This is a genomic window from Enterococcus sp. DIV0170 (assembly GCF_051710765.1).
Lineage (GTDB): Bacteria > Bacillota > Bacilli > Lactobacillales > Enterococcaceae > Enterococcus_A > Enterococcus_A raffinosus.
Map to the genome: position 1 here is coordinate 825,213 of NZ_JBIOLG010000002.1, position 15,084 is coordinate 840,296.

A 15,084-nucleotide genomic window follows, 5' to 3' on the forward strand; every position below is an offset into this window, starting at 1 on the left:
TCCGTCATACTCATCCTATCAATTAGTTAATGGAGGAACAATTATGACGAATCAAAAAAAATTAACTCTTTCTTTTTTATACTATCTTTTAAGTGCTTTCGGCATCAGCTTAACACTGAAAGCCAGCATCGGAGTGAGCAGCTTCAACTCCCTAAATGCGACACTGGCAGAATTTAGCCACATTAAAATTGGTACGATTACCGCTGGTTTGAATCTTTTATTCTTGATTGGTTGTCTATACCTAGATCCGAAGAAGAGGCTGAAAAATTATTTGACAATGGGAATTGCCCTGCTGTTTTTTGGCTCCACAATTAATCTCTTCACGTATTTTGTTTTCCCACTTTTTTCCCTGCATGCCTATATTCTAAGATGCCTACTCTTTATTCTAGGAACAATCATCGCTGGAGTCGGTACCGGAAAAGTATTGAAATATCAGTTACTTAAATTCCCAATCGAAACCTTTTGCCTCTTCCTCTCCGAGAGAACAGGGCATAGCTTCAAGTTCTATCGTTACAGCATTGATTTGATTTGTATTTTGACCGCACTACTTTTCACCGTTTTCTTCCATTTAACCTTGATGGTGCGTGAAGGTACAGTGATCAGTTTTCTATTATTGTCTCCCGTTATCGCTTGGGCAAAGGAATAACTAATTGTATGAATAAAATTATCGTTGGCGCTATGTAAGTATCACTCATGATAGAGCTGCTCCTCTAGCTCTATCATATAAAAAGCAATAAGCAGCGTTCGAAAAGTCTTTGGGTCTTTTAATGACAGCTGAAACACTTCCTCAATCCGTCCAATTCGATACAGAAGAGAATTTCGATGAAGATGAAGCTCTTTAGCTGTGATAGAAGTATTTAGCATGTTGTTCACATAGCATTTTAAGGTAATAAAAAGCTCTTTACTGTTTTCTCTATCATAATCGGTGATATCTTTGAGAACTTTCGGGACATAACTGACCCTAGCGAGCTCTTTCACTCGCGGCAAAAGGATCGCCGAAGTACGGTAGTCATCGAAATTGTATAATAGCTTTCCCTTGTCTACTTCTCTGCCTATTTCCAGTGCGTCCTCGGCTTGCCGTTGATAGATCGCCACCTCTAATAGATTTTCAAATTCTTGACTGACGCCGCACCGCGCTCCGAATATTTCTAAAATCGCATTGACACTATCCTCAGTATGGCTTTTTTGTTCTGCTTCATACTGGTATCGAAGGGTATACAGCATATTGTTCTGAATCAATAAAACCTGATGCTCCGAGAGCTTTTGCAACGCTTTGCGCATATAGGAGAGGACATTTTTTTCATGCTCGGTCTCGGTACTGATTACTGCAACCTGAAACGGCGGCTGTAGCTCATGCTGCATATTGTAAAACCACGTCTGCAATTGCTTTTCTGTTTGAATGCGGTTATTGAACAACTCACTAACGAATACCTTTCGATAAGTGTCATTCATGCTGCTCTCAGAATCATTTCGAACGAAGAAATAGGAGCAGATATTCATGATTATGTCCATTGCCTTGATGCGTGCAGGCGTGAGCTGTTCACGGCTGCAGCACATGGTTACATACCCTTCCACGATACCGTTGACCTTGATGATCCCCTGAATTTTCGGCTGCTCTTTACTCGATCCCCAGTCGACGATATAGGGAGCCTTCTCACTATCAACGGACTGAATAATTCCATCTTCGTAAAGAGAAGCGATCTGCTCCGTGTCAAGCCCGCCTCGGGAAATCAGATCATCCCAAAGCGGGTCCCCGGTCTTTTCCTTTGGTGCATTTCCCAAAACATTGTATAAGATATCAACAACAAGAATCGGCACACCAACGATCTCATAACAAACATCCAGTAACATTTGAATATTTCTATTGGGCAGACACTTGTATATTTCTTCATACAATTTGATAAAATCCAACTCTTTTTCCATTTCCAATACACCCCCATGTTTCCCATTTTAAAAACGCTAGATTGGTCTACCTTCTTTTTTAAAATTATATAGCACTTTGGGCATTATCACAAAATTCTCTTTTTTATTTTTGCTAATCCCCCGAAGCTGAAAGAACTAGCCTTGTGATACGATGAACGTACCAACTATTTTATAGAAAAGAGGAAATTTATATGTTTGATTTAACCGGGAATGTTGCAGTCGTAACTGGTGCATCGGCGGGACTTGGTCGCCAATTTGCATTAGCTTTGGCGAAACAAGGTGCCGATGTCGCAATCCTTGCAAGAAGAACCGAAAAATTGAAAAGCGTCGCTGAAGAAGTAGAAGCCCTAGGCGTGAAGTGTCTACCAGTAACTTGTGATGTAACCGATACCAATCAGATTGAAAAAGCAGTCAAAGCGGTAACTGACAAATTTGGTACAGTTGATATCTTAGTGAACAACGCCGGCGGAGGCTCTGGTGCGCCGATTGAAGAACTATCTGAGGAAACTTGGCACAAGGTTATTGCTCTTGATCTGGATGGCGTCTTTTATTGTATGAAGTATTTTGGTCGGGTAATGCTCGAAAAAGGCTACGGTCGAGTAATCAATGTTTCTTCCATTCTAGGTAAAGGTGGCTTGAAAGAATTACCAATTTTACCTTATGCAACTGCTAAAGGCGGGGTCGTCAATATGACACGTCAAGCAGCCGCGGAATGGTCGCCAAAAGGAATCACCGTAAACGCGCTTTGCCCTGGCTTTTTTGAATCAGAAGCAAACAGTTCAGAAGCGATGGAGGCCATGAATGAGTTTATTACCTTACGAACAGCGATTAATCGACCTGGCCGCGAAGGAGAATTGGATTCTTCATTAATTTTCCTTGCTGCAAAGGAATCTTCTTACGTCACAGGAACCATATTAACATGCGATGGCGGTTGGACAGCAATCTAACCCCAAAAGAAAAATGAGGTGCTTTAAATGACCTATAATTATCAGAAATTAAGATGGCCGATCAAGATAAACAAGATGCGAATAAAAAACCAATGCCCTATTTTTAGATAAAAAAATCTGAAAAACAGCACACTATTTCATAAAAAGTAAAACCGCTTGTATCGTTTCAATCATACAAGCGGTTTTTAGGATGTAATCCTTTAAGTTAGATAAAGCTTTTTTGTGAAATATTTTAATAAAAACGGCGACGATAACGTAGTGAATAAGATGACCAAAATAATAGAAGAATAATACTTTCCCGTAACTAGATGTGCTTGGAATCCTAGCTGCACAATAATCAGAGCCATCTCACCACGAGACACCATGCCTGACCCTACCATTAAACTGCTTTGCTTATCAAACCCGCAGAAACGGCTGCCCATAAATCCGCCTAACAGCTTGGAAAAAATAGCGATAACTGTGAAAAAAAGAATAAATAGCAATTGCTTCGCTAGATCGTCAAAAGTCACCTCCAGACCGATACTAATGAAGAAAACCGGAATAAACACTGCATAACCGATTGCCTCAATATTGTAACGCACATCCTTCCAAACGTTGGTTTGACCAATCGCGATCCCGGTAGAAAAAGCACCAATCACTGAACTTAAGCCTATGAAATCCGCGATAAAAGACATACTTAGACAAAGCGTTAAGGATACGATGATGACAGAGGACTGAGCGAATATTTTCTTACTTAATCCCATCAAGTAAGGCGCCCCCCAACGAATCAAAAAGAAGACTGCGATAAAGAAAAGAACCTGTGCGATCAGCATGAAGCCTAGCGGACGTTCACTTCCGCCTTCAACGCCTAATAACGGCATGCATAGACTAACGATCAAGACGACTAAAATGTCATCTACCACAGCCGCGCCTAATATGGTGGACCCTTCTTTGGTTTTCACGACCTTTAATTCTTTTAGAACTTCGACGGAAATACTAACAGAGGTCGCCGCTAAAATTAATCCGAAGAAAAAAGATTGGCTTATTGGAACACCGAAGAGACTCCCGCTCCCCGTTCCTAATAATAAAGGAAATAAAATCCCCAACAAGGCAACGTAAACGCCGGGCCGAAAATACTTTCGCAGCAGCGGTAAGTTGCTTTCGATTCCTGCTAAAAACATCAGTAAGATCACTCCGATCTCAGAAAAATCCTTCACTAGGATATCTGGATGAACAATCCTTAAGCCGCCGTTTCCCAAGAGAATTCCCACGAGCAATTGTCCGATCACTGCTGGAATCCCTATTCTTCGTGAAAAGTGACTAGCTAAGGTAACACTTACTAAGATCAAACACAAAACACCAATAAACTCCATCTCTTCGCCTCCACCTACGCAAAATGAAAAGCTAGCGTTAATTCAATTGTATCCGCTTCCAACAAGGAAGTCTATTGGAAAAAGCAAAAGAAAATAAAAAGAATGAGCACCTTTTTTGTTAGTGAGTGCTCATCCCTCGTTTCCATCTATTCGCGAGTATCGTCCGCTTCGTAATTAACGTTCCACAATTTAGATGCTAATCTCAATTCAATAAATGATTGTCTGTCCACTAAAAAATAGTATTCGGATAGCTCATAAAAAAGAGTCAGTTCCCACCCTGATAACCTAAAGGTTTTTTTCTTGGAAACGCCAGGCATCGGTAATAATCTCTTCAATCTCGCTATGAGCAGGATGCCAATTTAAAAGCCTCTCGATCTTATCGTTAGATGCAACTAAAATCGCCGAATCACCTTTCACACGGGGCTTCACTTTGATAGGGATCGGTTTTTTCGTAACTTTTCTAGCCGCCTGAACCACCTCTAAATTAGAGCAGCCCTTGCCGGAGCCCACATTAAGAATCTGGCTTTCCCCGCCATTAGTCAAATAGTTCAACGCTAAAATATGGGCCTCAACCAAATCTAAAACATGGATGAAATCTCTAATACACGTCCCATCAGGTGTGTCGTAGTCATCACCGAAAAGCAGCATGGTCTCATCCTTCAACGCCTTTTGCAAAATCATTGGAATAAGGCGCTGCCGAACTTCTCCAAGAGTCCCATCCTTTTTCGCTCCAGCAACGTTAAAATAGCGCAAGGCGATAAATCTCAACCCCTTCGCCTTGCTTTGCCAGTCCATCATCGTTTCCATCATCCGTTTGGTTTCTCCATAAGGATTGATTGGTGCTAAGGCGCTCGTTTCCTTTACCGGGACCTTTTCCGTATTCCCATAGACAGTTGCAGAAGAAGAAAAGACGATGTTTTTGACTGAAAATTCTTCCATCACCTCTAATAACACTTGAGTTCCACCTACGTTGTTACTAAAATAATCCAACGGTTGCTCCATTGATTCTCTGCCTAGCGATAAGGCGGCAAAATGCATGACCGCTTCAATATCTTCCTTTTGAAAAACAGAGCGTAGAAAAGATTTATCCCGAATATCCCCTTTATAAAAGCGCGCCTCCTTATGCACTGCTTCTCTAAATCCTGTCACCAAGTTATCTACTACAACAGTCTCATAGCCTTGAGCAATCAATGCATCCACAGCATTGGAGCCAATATATCCTGCGCCACCTACAACCAAAATCGTCATACGATCCCTCCTAAAATCTCTACAATTATTATTGTCATTCATTTATTTATGCAAATTTTTTAAAGTATATCGCACTTTCATCGGAAGTCCGTTGATTTTGCTTCGTCCAAGCAGAAAGAAAAGGACTAACCTGAATTCGCTAGTCCTTAACTATTGCTTTTTACTTTTATGATCAGGCCTGAAGTCCCTTTTGATACTTTCTCCATGAACCGTAATGTGTAATGTTCTTCTTTTTTTCTGCGGAATAATTTTGGCAGACAAACCCTAGTTTTTCTGTGCCATTTTCCAGCCTCACTTTTCCGATGGCTAAAGGGTAAGGAATCGTTTGAATAAACTGACTAAGCTGTTTATAAGGAATGCTCCAGACCTCTACTTCGATCGGTTGACCGCACTCCTCACTGCGAAACAAGCCAGGCTTGCGGGGGGCTGTGTGCAGCTCATATAAAAGATAATCAGAAGAAGTCTTAGTTTCATAGGCGAACTCTGCTCCATAAGCATGCATTTCCTTTTCAAGAGGAAACCCTCTCATGTGAAGACCGCATACAACAAGCTCCGTCTTCGCCTCGGTTGAATCAAGCTCTGACGCAAAACTTCTCAGCAGAGGTTCATCTTCTGGAGTTGAAAATAACGTGATTCCAAAAGGCATTTCACTAGCCACTGGCGCAGGAACCGCCGCAGCACTCAATCCTAGTAAATTGCAATGATTGGTATAAAGTCCCATTTGACTATTGGTAAAGAGAGGATCAGCGACAACTTGGTCGATTCGCCAAGTACCGGTGCAGGTCGGCAATACCAGCAGGCTGTCCGCTAGTTTATTTTTTAGGTAGCGTTCAACTCGTTTACAAACATGCTGGGCTTCAAAAAGTGCTTTTGCTGAATAATCGGCTTGTCTTGCCTGCTTTATTATCGTTGTTAATGGCGCCACAATCGAAGCTTTATGTGAATCCGCAAATTCGCCAATCGCGACATCCCGTTCAACTACAAAAGGCCCTTCATAAAGAGAACGCGCCACCTGCTGAAGCTGAGCCATTTCTATCGTCTCGACGTGCGCTGATTCTCTGAAATACTTTACGGTCTTTTGCCAAGCAGCTTCATACATTGCAGCATATGGGCCGAAAAATTCTACTTCATCAGGCAAAAGAAGCGTTTCAGGCTGCGGGTTTTGATTAGATGTTACTGTCGCGCTAGCGTTTAACTGCTGATCAATCAGGCAAATATCCTCCATCCCGCGAGCAAAAATTGAAACACAATCAAGAGATTCACAGGCCGGCACCACTCCTTCTGTCGAATAGCTTCCCAGTGCGGCTTTATAGCCAAAGATATTGTTCAATGCCGCTGGAACTCTTCCTGAACCGGCAGTGTCTGTTCCCAGCGCAAAACATACCTGTCCTAACGCCACCGCGACAGCTGAACCAGAACTCGAGCCTCCGCTGATTAGCTCTGGATCAAGAGCATTTTTCGTTGCACCATAGGGAGAACGTGTTCCCACCAAACCGGTAGCGAATTGATCCATATTGGTCTTTCCGATAGGAATCGCCCCTGCATGAATCAACTGCGCCACTACCTTGGCTGATTTTTCAGGTATATAGGAAAACTCCGGGCAGGCAGCAGTCGTCGGTACATGAGCCAAATCAATATTGTCCTTAATCGCAAATGGAATACCCCACAATGGCTTTTCTTCAAAATTCGGAGACGGAAGCTTATCTACATAGGCCATAATCTCCGTTTTTTCCAGTAAATAAATCCAGCAATTATAGTGTGCGTGTTCCTTCGCTGAGTCGAGTACTTGATCGACAACTTCCTCTACCGTGATGTTTTTCTCTTGATAGCACTTTTGCAGCTGACGAATCGTTTGTTTCAGCATTCTTCAGACCCCCTCAATGTACGCCAGTGATTCTCCCGAGCGTAAAATATCTCCTTGCTTAATTAAAATTTCAGATATTTTTCCGTCACAAGGAGCATGATAAGCAATCTCTGTTTTCATACTTTCTGTTACGATCATCGGTTCGCCGCTTCTGACGAAATCGCCTTTGTCGACCAAAATTTTCCAAACACTGCCGGGAATCGCGCATTTCAATACTTCATTGTTTTCAGGGACTGCCGCTTCAACTGCCGGCTCTGGATCCCCTGTTTCCGGAGTATACTCAGCCAAGCCTTTTTTCCGCCAAGACTCTCTTTCAGCTTCGAAGGCCGCTTGCTGCCGCTCTTTAACCTGAGTAATTTCTGAACGGTGCTCCGCTAGCTGCGCTTGGTATTCTTTGATCGAAAATTCTGTTTCCTCGATATCAAGCTCATAGTTTCCATTGAGAAAATCTTTACGGTATTGCAGCAGCTCTTCAGGAGAGACGAGGAAAAACTTCAGTTGATCAAAATAGTCTAGTAGCCATGGCTTTTCTTTTGAAAAATAATGCGTCTCCTTCTGCAGGTTCCACATTTGGATCGTTCGACCAAACAGCTGATAGCCCCCAGGACCCTCCATTCCATAGACGCACAGATAGGCTCCGCCAATTCCTACAGCGTTCTCAGGGGTCCACGTTCTTGCGGGATTGTATTTCGTGGTCACTAGTCGATGCATCGGATTGATCGGCACAGCGACTGGCGCACCTAGGTAAACATCCCCCAAGCCTAATACCATATACTTAGCCGACAGGATTGTTTCCTGAACAGCAGCCCGGCTTTTTAACCCATTGATTCTGCGGATGAACTCAATATTATCAGGGCACCACGGAGCATCGCTACGAACATTGTCCTGATAACGTTCCATCGCTTTAACTGCCTGAGGATCCTCCCAAGATAACGGCAGCTTGACAATTCGAGAAGGAAAGACCGCATTTTCCAGATTCGCCAATTCCTCATCCATTCTGACGACTTCTCGTAACACGGTCTTCAGGGCAATTTTTTGAGTATCAATTTGAATTTGCAGGCTTCGAATTCCCGGTGTCAGGTTAACAATCGGCAATGCACTTTCCTTCAACTGACGATACAGTGCATGAATACGCACTCTTAAAATAAAATCCAAAGCCATTTCACCGTACTCCAGCAGTAAATACCGATCACCAGATAAGCGGATGGTCAAATCAATTCCTGCCGGATTTTTTCCTTGATAAAAAATTGGATATTCCGGCTGCTTGACCAGTACCGCTGTTTGATCCGTTTTTCCATTACAATAAAGCGCCTGAAGCATTGTGGCACTTAAAGGACGTAGCAGCAGCTCTTCTTGCTCCTTGTTTAAGCGATTAGCCGTCTCAATATCGACTAAACAAAATTGCAGTGTATCCCCTGGTTTTAACTGACCGATTTTCCATAAATCACTGGAAATAACAGTCGCTGGACAGACAAAACCGCCCAAGCTTGGACCGTCTGGGCCTAGAATAATTGGCATATCGCCAGTGAAATCAATAGTACCAATCGCATAGGCGTTATCATGGATGTTCGAAGGATGCAACCCTGCCTCCCCACCATCCTCTCGCGTCCATTTTGGGGCAGGGCCAATCAAACGGACACCTGTACGTGAGCTGTTGAAATGAACCTCCCATTTGGCTGCGCAAAATTCCTGTAAAAACTCAGGCGCAAGAAATTCAGGCGTACAGTGAGGACCTGGTGTGACATGAATCTGCCAGACTTGCTCTTCTTTCGTTAGCTCAAAAGGCTCTTTTACTAGCGGCGTTTTGCTGGTTGCGACAGATAACGGATGCAATACATCTCCAGTTTGCAGCGAACGACCATTTTTCCCGCCAAAATTTCCCAACGTGAAGCACGAAGCACTTCCCAGTACTTTTGCGGCAGTGAACCCGTTTTTTACCGCTAAATAGCAGCGCATACCCGTCTTCGACTCGCCGAAACTCAAGACTTGTCCAGCTTTTGCTGTGACCACCTGATACATAGGAACTGGCTGACCATCCAGTGTTGGTGTCAGATGGGCGCCAGCCAATGCAAATTCCATTTCGCCGCGAAATAACCACTTCCCGCCTGAAAGGGTCAACTCGATGACCGGCGCCTCTTCCGAATTATTCAAGATTTTATTAGCAATTCGGCCAGATAAAGCATCCATCGAACCAGAAGGCGGTACCCCAACACCCCAATAGCCGACTCGCCCGGGATAATCCTGTAGTGTACTATTCAATCCACCATCAAGTACTTCCAACGCTGGAATTTCAATTGACAGCTGCTCCAGCGTTTTGGTTGTCACTGTGCCAGCGGTTATCTGTGGTTTCTGCAATACTTCCTGGAGGAAGAAAAGATTCGTCTCAATGCCTTGAATTTGCGTTTCCTTCAAGCTTGAAGTCAATCGATCCAAAGCCGCTTGCCGCGTCTTCCCTTTCGTAATCACCTTAGCCAGCATTGGATCATAAAACGGACTAATCTCTAAATGATCTGAAATGAAGGTCTCAATTCGGGCATGCTCGCCCCATTCGACAGCATCAATGTGACCAACACTGGGGCGAAAATCGTGATAAAAATCCTCAGCGTAAATCCGTGCTTCGATGCTGACTCCTTGTGGAACCAACACTCTTTTCTCCAAATCAGGACACTCGCCACCCGCTTCCAGGATCATCCATTCGACTAAATCAATGCCAAAAACTTCTTCGGTAATCCCGTGTTCTACTTGCAGACGAGTATTGACCTCCAAGAAATAAAACATTTCAGTAGATACATCATAGAGAAACTCGACCGTTCCAACACTGCGATAGCCGACAGACTTCCCTAGTGTTTCTGCTGCTTGATGCAGCGCCGAACGAACAGCGTCTGTAAGACCAAAGGCCGGACATTCCTCGATCACCTTTTGATTTCGACGCTGCAATGAACAGTCCCGCTCACCGATGATTATCAGCTCTCCCGCCTGATTCCCAAAAATCTGAACCTCAATATGCCGAGCATTTTCAATATATTTCTCTAAAAACACTCCGCCGTTCCCAAAATTCGCCTCCGCCTGATTCACCACTGAATCAAAGGAAGACAGCATCTCCGCTTCATTGCGGCAGATCTTCATCCCAATTCCGCCTCCGCCAGCCGTGCTTTTCAGCATGATAGGATAGCCGATTCTTTCTGCTTCTTTTTTTACTTGATACTTTTTACTTAGCAATTCCGTTCCATTAATCATGGGAATCCCCACTTTGTTCGCGTATTCTCGTGCCAGATGCTTCATGCCGAACTCTCTTATATGCTGAACCTCTGGACCGATAAATATCAAACCATTATTAGCACAGGCTTCAACAAAATCGGCATTTTCACTAAGAAAACCATAGCCGGGAATCACAGCCTGTGCCCCGCTTTTTTTCGCAATCGCTAATAATTGTTCCTGATTTAAATAAGTCTCATCGACCGTTTCTCCTTGCAGTAGATAACTTTCATCTGCCAGCTCGACATGTCGGCTCTTTTCATCTGCTTCAGCATAAACAACCACTGAAGTAATGCCCATTTTCTTCAATGTTCGAAGAATTCGAACAGCAATCGTTCCACGATTAGCAATCAATATTTTTTTAAACATGCCATCACCCTTTTAGTTGATTTTCTGCCAAATTGTTTTCAAACGCTCGTGTATTTTCCTCGCAGCTCGTCACAACTGAATCGAGTAAATCAGCCGACGTTCCTCCATAAACCTCTAGCTGTATTTCTCCTTTTGGATACTCCTTGACTGGGTTCAGAGGATGCGGCGTATTAGATAAGATCAATAAAACCGGTGCATCAGTCCGTAAAACGACTTCCTTATTGAAGGTATTTTCTGGCTGATAACTCAGCTCTCCCCCCTTTGAAGCTGTGACTTTAGAAAAGAGGTTGATCACTGAAGATAGATCCCGCTTATCCAAACCGCGTCGAAAGAGCTCAATCGAAAAATTCTCATAACTGCCTCGGTGACGCTGATTGCGATCTGTTTGATAATCAGAAGGACCATATTGTTCATTGATTTTTCGCAAAAGAGTATGCCCGCACACAGTGTCGTGCCAGCCATATGTATCATGCAGCATACTCAACAGCATCTTCCCATTATCACTCATCAATAAATTCCCTTGTGTCAAAAAGAAGGTATGCTGTGCTTTTAAAGAGTCCGGCATATTGTATTTTTCTTCGGGATGCTCTGCGTGATAAGCACCCATCACTACATTGCAATCCTCTGCTTTGGCTATCAAACGTATAAGTTTATTCGCGCCTAAATACTCAGACCACTTTTCTCCCGGCAATAAACGTTTTGTATAGACTAATTTCATGCGTCTGCTCCTTTCCAAATCAGCACTTCAATAGGGGTTGGATTGTAATCGTTACAGGGATTGTTCAATTGTGGGCAATTGCTGATCAATACGATCACATCAGCTAACGCCTCCAACTCCACATAATATCCTGGTCCTGAAACACCATCCTTAAAATCTAGCTCACCTTCTGGATCAACCGGGACATTCATAAAAAAATTGATGTTTGGAGCTAGATCTCTTTTCGAAAACCGATACTGGTCGAAAAACTGACTCATTTGCAGCATGAAGGTATCGCGACAAGCGTGCATCGAGACTTTTTCTCGTTGGTAGCGGACGGTATTGCTCTGACAGGAGCAAGCACCGCCAATAGTGTCATGCTGACCACAAGTATCAGCAGTTATCTTAAGCATTTCCTGTCCAGCTTCACTCATTAATATGGTTCCCGTTGTTAGATACAAACTTTTTTGTTCCTGAATCGTCATACAAGCACTATAGTGATCAGCCGGATCATTTTTTAGAAAAAATAAGGTGTCGGCGGCCTGATTCCCTGCTTGATCAATGATTCGCAGTGTATCGCCCTTATGAATGGTCTTCATCCAGCCGTCACCGGCTAAAATCTCCTTTTTATAATCTGAATTTTCTGACTTTTTATTGCTTACTGTTGGCGTAAATTCCATTTGTTTTCCTCCTACTCACAAATATCTACGTATGAATGATCTGATCGATTTTTTTCTTCGTTGCAATAAACGTCGGCTCATCCTTCAACGTTAACTTCCTTTTGTATGGCAGATAGATGGGCACCGATTGTTTGATTTCTCCAGGGCCCGCACTCATAATCACGACACGCTGCCCTAAAAAGGCGGCTTCTTCAATGTCATGAGTGATGAATAAAATGGTCGGACGCTCCACTTCCCAGATTTCCCGCATCAGCAGCTGCATATTGCTCTTCGTTTCTGGATCTAGCGCGCCAAAGGGTTCATCCATCAGTAAAATTTCCGGACTATTCGCCAACGCCCGCGCAATAGCCACTCGCTGCTTCATCCCGCCAGAAAGCTCCTTGGGCAAACTATGCCGGAATTTTTCCAAACCAATTACTTCAATATAACGATCCACAATTGATTGGATTTGCGCTTTCGGCTTTTTACTTGTTTTTAAACCAAAAGCGATATTTTCCTCTACCGTCAGCCAGGGAAATAATGAATAGCCCTGAAAGACCATTCCTCGATCTGCTCCCGGACCTACCAACTCTTGATCATTCAGTACAATACTGCCTGAAGTGATATCCTCTAACCCGCCGAGAATCCTCAACAACGTCGACTTGCCGCATCCGGAAGGTCCTACAACACAGAGAAATTCATTGTCTAAAATTTCTAAGTTAATGTCCCGCAATGCCGTTACTTTATTTTTCTTTGAGGTGTAGATTTTGTTCACCTGTTCAAAGGAAATTTTACTGCTGGCGACCTTTGCCTCCAGCCCAAGCTCTCCTGTTATCACTGCCATTTTCATCCCCCCTATTCTTCTACCCAACGAAACAACACCTTGTTCAGCAAGCCAAACAGACGATCCGTGATCAACCCTAAAAGACCAATCACCAATATCCCCATAAATATAGAAGAGGTATCCAAAAAACGCTGTGCCTTTAAGATGTTATAGCCTAAGCCAGAGTTAGCAGCCACCAATTCTGCTACTACTAAATATGTCCAGGCCCAGCCCATTATCATCCGTAAGCTTTCCATCAGCTTCGGCAGCATCGCTGGAATGATGACTTTAAAAATCACTGTGCTGGATTTGCCTCCCAGCGTGTAGGCGGCATTGATCAAATTGGAAGGAACACTTTTTACGTTGTCCGCCACCATCGGAATCAATTGAAAAAGAATCCCGAGAAGAATGACTGCCACCTTGGCATTTTCACCAATACCCACCCAAACCATAATTAATGGAACAAAGGCTGGGACCGGTAAATACCTAAAAAATTCTGTTAGGGGCAGAACAAACGCTTCGATTTTCGAAAAGGAACCCACTAAAACACCTAGCGGCACACCAAGGACAATCGCTAACAAGAAGCCCTTCATAATACGAGAAAAACTGATCCATGTATCAGATGCCAATGAACCATCCATCAAACTCTTTACAAAGGCTTCGACCACTGCAGCTGGCGCCGGCAAGAAAATCTGACTGACCATCTCACTAGTGCTCAACAGATGCCATAAGACTAAAACTAAAATGAAGGCTCCAGCTGCGATCATGCTGTATTTTGTTTTCGAAATCATTTTTCGCAGTCTAATTTTCGTGCCTGTTTTCGATACTGCTCTTATTTCCATCAAATCGCCTCCCGCGAATTCCTGCTAAATTACTCTGCCTGCGTGTCTGGAACCTTCATATCCGCTGCATCCTCATACAGCTTGTCAATATAACTGGAATCAAAGATACTTTCTGGGTCTTTGAGCTCCTCTGAAACCATCTTTTGATCCAAAAGAAATTTCGCGGTCTCTTTAGCTGTATACGGCAGATAAGAATAGTCCTCCGCCTGCTCGTGAAAGGCCGCATGGTTGTCCGCAATTGAGAATAAACGTGCTCCTGCCATCGCTGTTTTCATTTCCTCAGTACTAATATCTGCCTGCTTAGCCATATACCCTAACGCTTCATCTGGTTTTTCCGCATAGACCTGCATCCCATCAAAATAAGCTTTAACGATTTTTTGTACCTCAGCAGAACGATTTTTCAAGACCTTTCCACTAACCATTAATGTATCAGGAATTAAACCAGGAATTTCCGAGGAATCAAAGAGTAAATTTGTATCACCTTCAGAAGCTGCGTAGCTTAACGACGGTTCCCACAAGCTAGCGGCATCTACCTGCCCAGAAATAACCGCTGGACCAGCATTTTCAACTGTCATGTTCGTTAATTGAATGTCTTTTTCAGATAGGCCAGCTGTCTCTAAAGCATTTAATAAAAAGAAATGCTCGATCGTTCCAACCTCTGTTGCAACTGTTTTTCCTTTTAACTCCTTTAACGACTTGATCGACGATTGTGCCACGATTCCATCTGCTCCCGCCGAGTTGTCATTGATTAGTACTACCTTGAAATCAACGCCGTTAATGGCTGGCGAGATTGTATCACTTAAAGCTGCACACACCGCATCAATCTGTCCGCTATTGAAGGCCTGCAGCGAATCACTGTACGTATTAAACCAAACCAGTTCCACGTCCACATCATTTTTCTCGAATGCGCCAAACCCTTGAACAGCGTACCAGGTATACCATCCCGGAAACGCGCTGACACCGATTTTGATCGCTTGATCAGAGGACTTCTTACTAGAATTTTCAGCTGCTCCACTATCTTTTCCACCGCAGCCGCTCAACAGCAGCAACAGCAAATACATCGCCGTTAAAACACTCATCACTTTCTTCATATAGTCTCCACTCC

At 43.5% G+C, this 15,084-nt stretch carries 12 protein-coding genes; 2 read left to right on the forward strand and 10 right to left on the reverse strand.

The window, feature by feature from the left end:
• The first annotated feature begins 43 nt into the window (after positions 1–43).
• Positions 44–646 (forward strand): YczE/YyaS/YitT family protein, encoded by a 603-nt coding sequence (locus IGI50_RS19570; protein WP_438778212.1) that lies wholly within the window; start codon positions 44–46, stop codon positions 644–646.
• A gap of 41 nt (positions 647–687) precedes the next feature.
• Here IGI50_RS19570 and IGI50_RS19575 read toward each other — a convergent pair whose 3' ends face one another.
• Complete coding sequence (locus IGI50_RS19575; protein WP_438778213.1) at positions 688–1,923, reverse strand: PucR family transcriptional regulator; 1,236 nt, start codon at positions 1,921–1,923, stop codon at positions 688–690.
• Between the two features lie 191 nt (positions 1,924–2,114).
• On the opposite strand from IGI50_RS19575, the gene IGI50_RS19580 reads away from it, so the two are divergent.
• A complete protein-coding gene (locus IGI50_RS19580; RefSeq protein WP_438778214.1) occupies positions 2,115–2,870 on the forward strand; it encodes an SDR family NAD(P)-dependent oxidoreductase in 756 nt (251 codons plus the stop codon).
• Between the two features lie 200 nt (positions 2,871–3,070).
• Here IGI50_RS19580 and IGI50_RS19585 read toward each other — a convergent pair whose 3' ends face one another.
• The 9 genes from IGI50_RS19585 to IGI50_RS19625 form a co-directional block, all read right to left on the reverse strand.
• Entirely contained in the window at positions 3,071–4,222 is a 1,152-nt protein-coding gene (locus IGI50_RS19585) for a cation:proton antiporter (RefSeq protein WP_438778215.1), read from the reverse strand.
• A gap of 285 nt (positions 4,223–4,507) precedes the next feature.
• Entirely contained in the window at positions 4,508–5,470 is a 963-nt protein-coding gene (gene galE, locus IGI50_RS19590; protein ID WP_438778216.1) for a UDP-glucose 4-epimerase GalE, read from the reverse strand.
• A gap of 172 nt (positions 5,471–5,642) precedes the next feature.
• Entirely contained in the window at positions 5,643–7,334 is a 1,692-nt protein-coding gene (atzF, locus tag IGI50_RS19595) for an allophanate hydrolase (protein ID WP_438778217.1), read from the reverse strand.
• Between the two features lie 3 nt (positions 7,335–7,337).
• Entirely contained in the window at positions 7,338–10,958 is a 3,621-nt protein-coding gene (gene uca, locus IGI50_RS19600; RefSeq protein ID WP_438778218.1) for an urea carboxylase, read from the reverse strand.
• Positions 10,959–10,962: 4 nt separating this feature from the next.
• A complete protein-coding gene (locus tag IGI50_RS19605) occupies positions 10,963–11,676 on the reverse strand; it encodes an urea amidolyase associated protein UAAP1 (RefSeq protein ID WP_438778219.1) in 714 nt (237 codons plus the stop codon).
• Positions 11,673–12,335, reverse strand: coding sequence for an urea amidolyase associated protein UAAP2 (locus IGI50_RS19610; RefSeq protein ID WP_438778220.1), 663 nt, complete (start codon positions 12,333–12,335; stop codon positions 11,673–11,675). The genes IGI50_RS19605 and IGI50_RS19610 overlap by 4 nt, the downstream gene beginning before the upstream one ends.
• Before the next feature lie 25 nt (positions 12,336–12,360).
• On the reverse strand, positions 12,361–13,158 hold the full coding sequence (locus IGI50_RS19615; RefSeq protein ID WP_438778221.1) for an ABC transporter ATP-binding protein: 798 nt from the start codon (positions 13,156–13,158) through the stop codon (positions 12,361–12,363).
• Between the two features lie 11 nt (positions 13,159–13,169).
• Positions 13,170–13,979: an ABC transporter permease gene (locus IGI50_RS19620; RefSeq protein WP_438778222.1), complete on the reverse strand. Its 810-nt coding sequence runs from the start codon at positions 13,977–13,979 to the stop codon at positions 13,170–13,172.
• 29 nt (positions 13,980–14,008) lie between these two features.
• A complete protein-coding gene (locus IGI50_RS19625; RefSeq protein ID WP_438778223.1) occupies positions 14,009–15,070 on the reverse strand; it encodes an ABC transporter substrate-binding protein in 1,062 nt (353 codons plus the stop codon).
• Between the last annotated feature and the right edge of the window lie 14 nt (positions 15,071–15,084).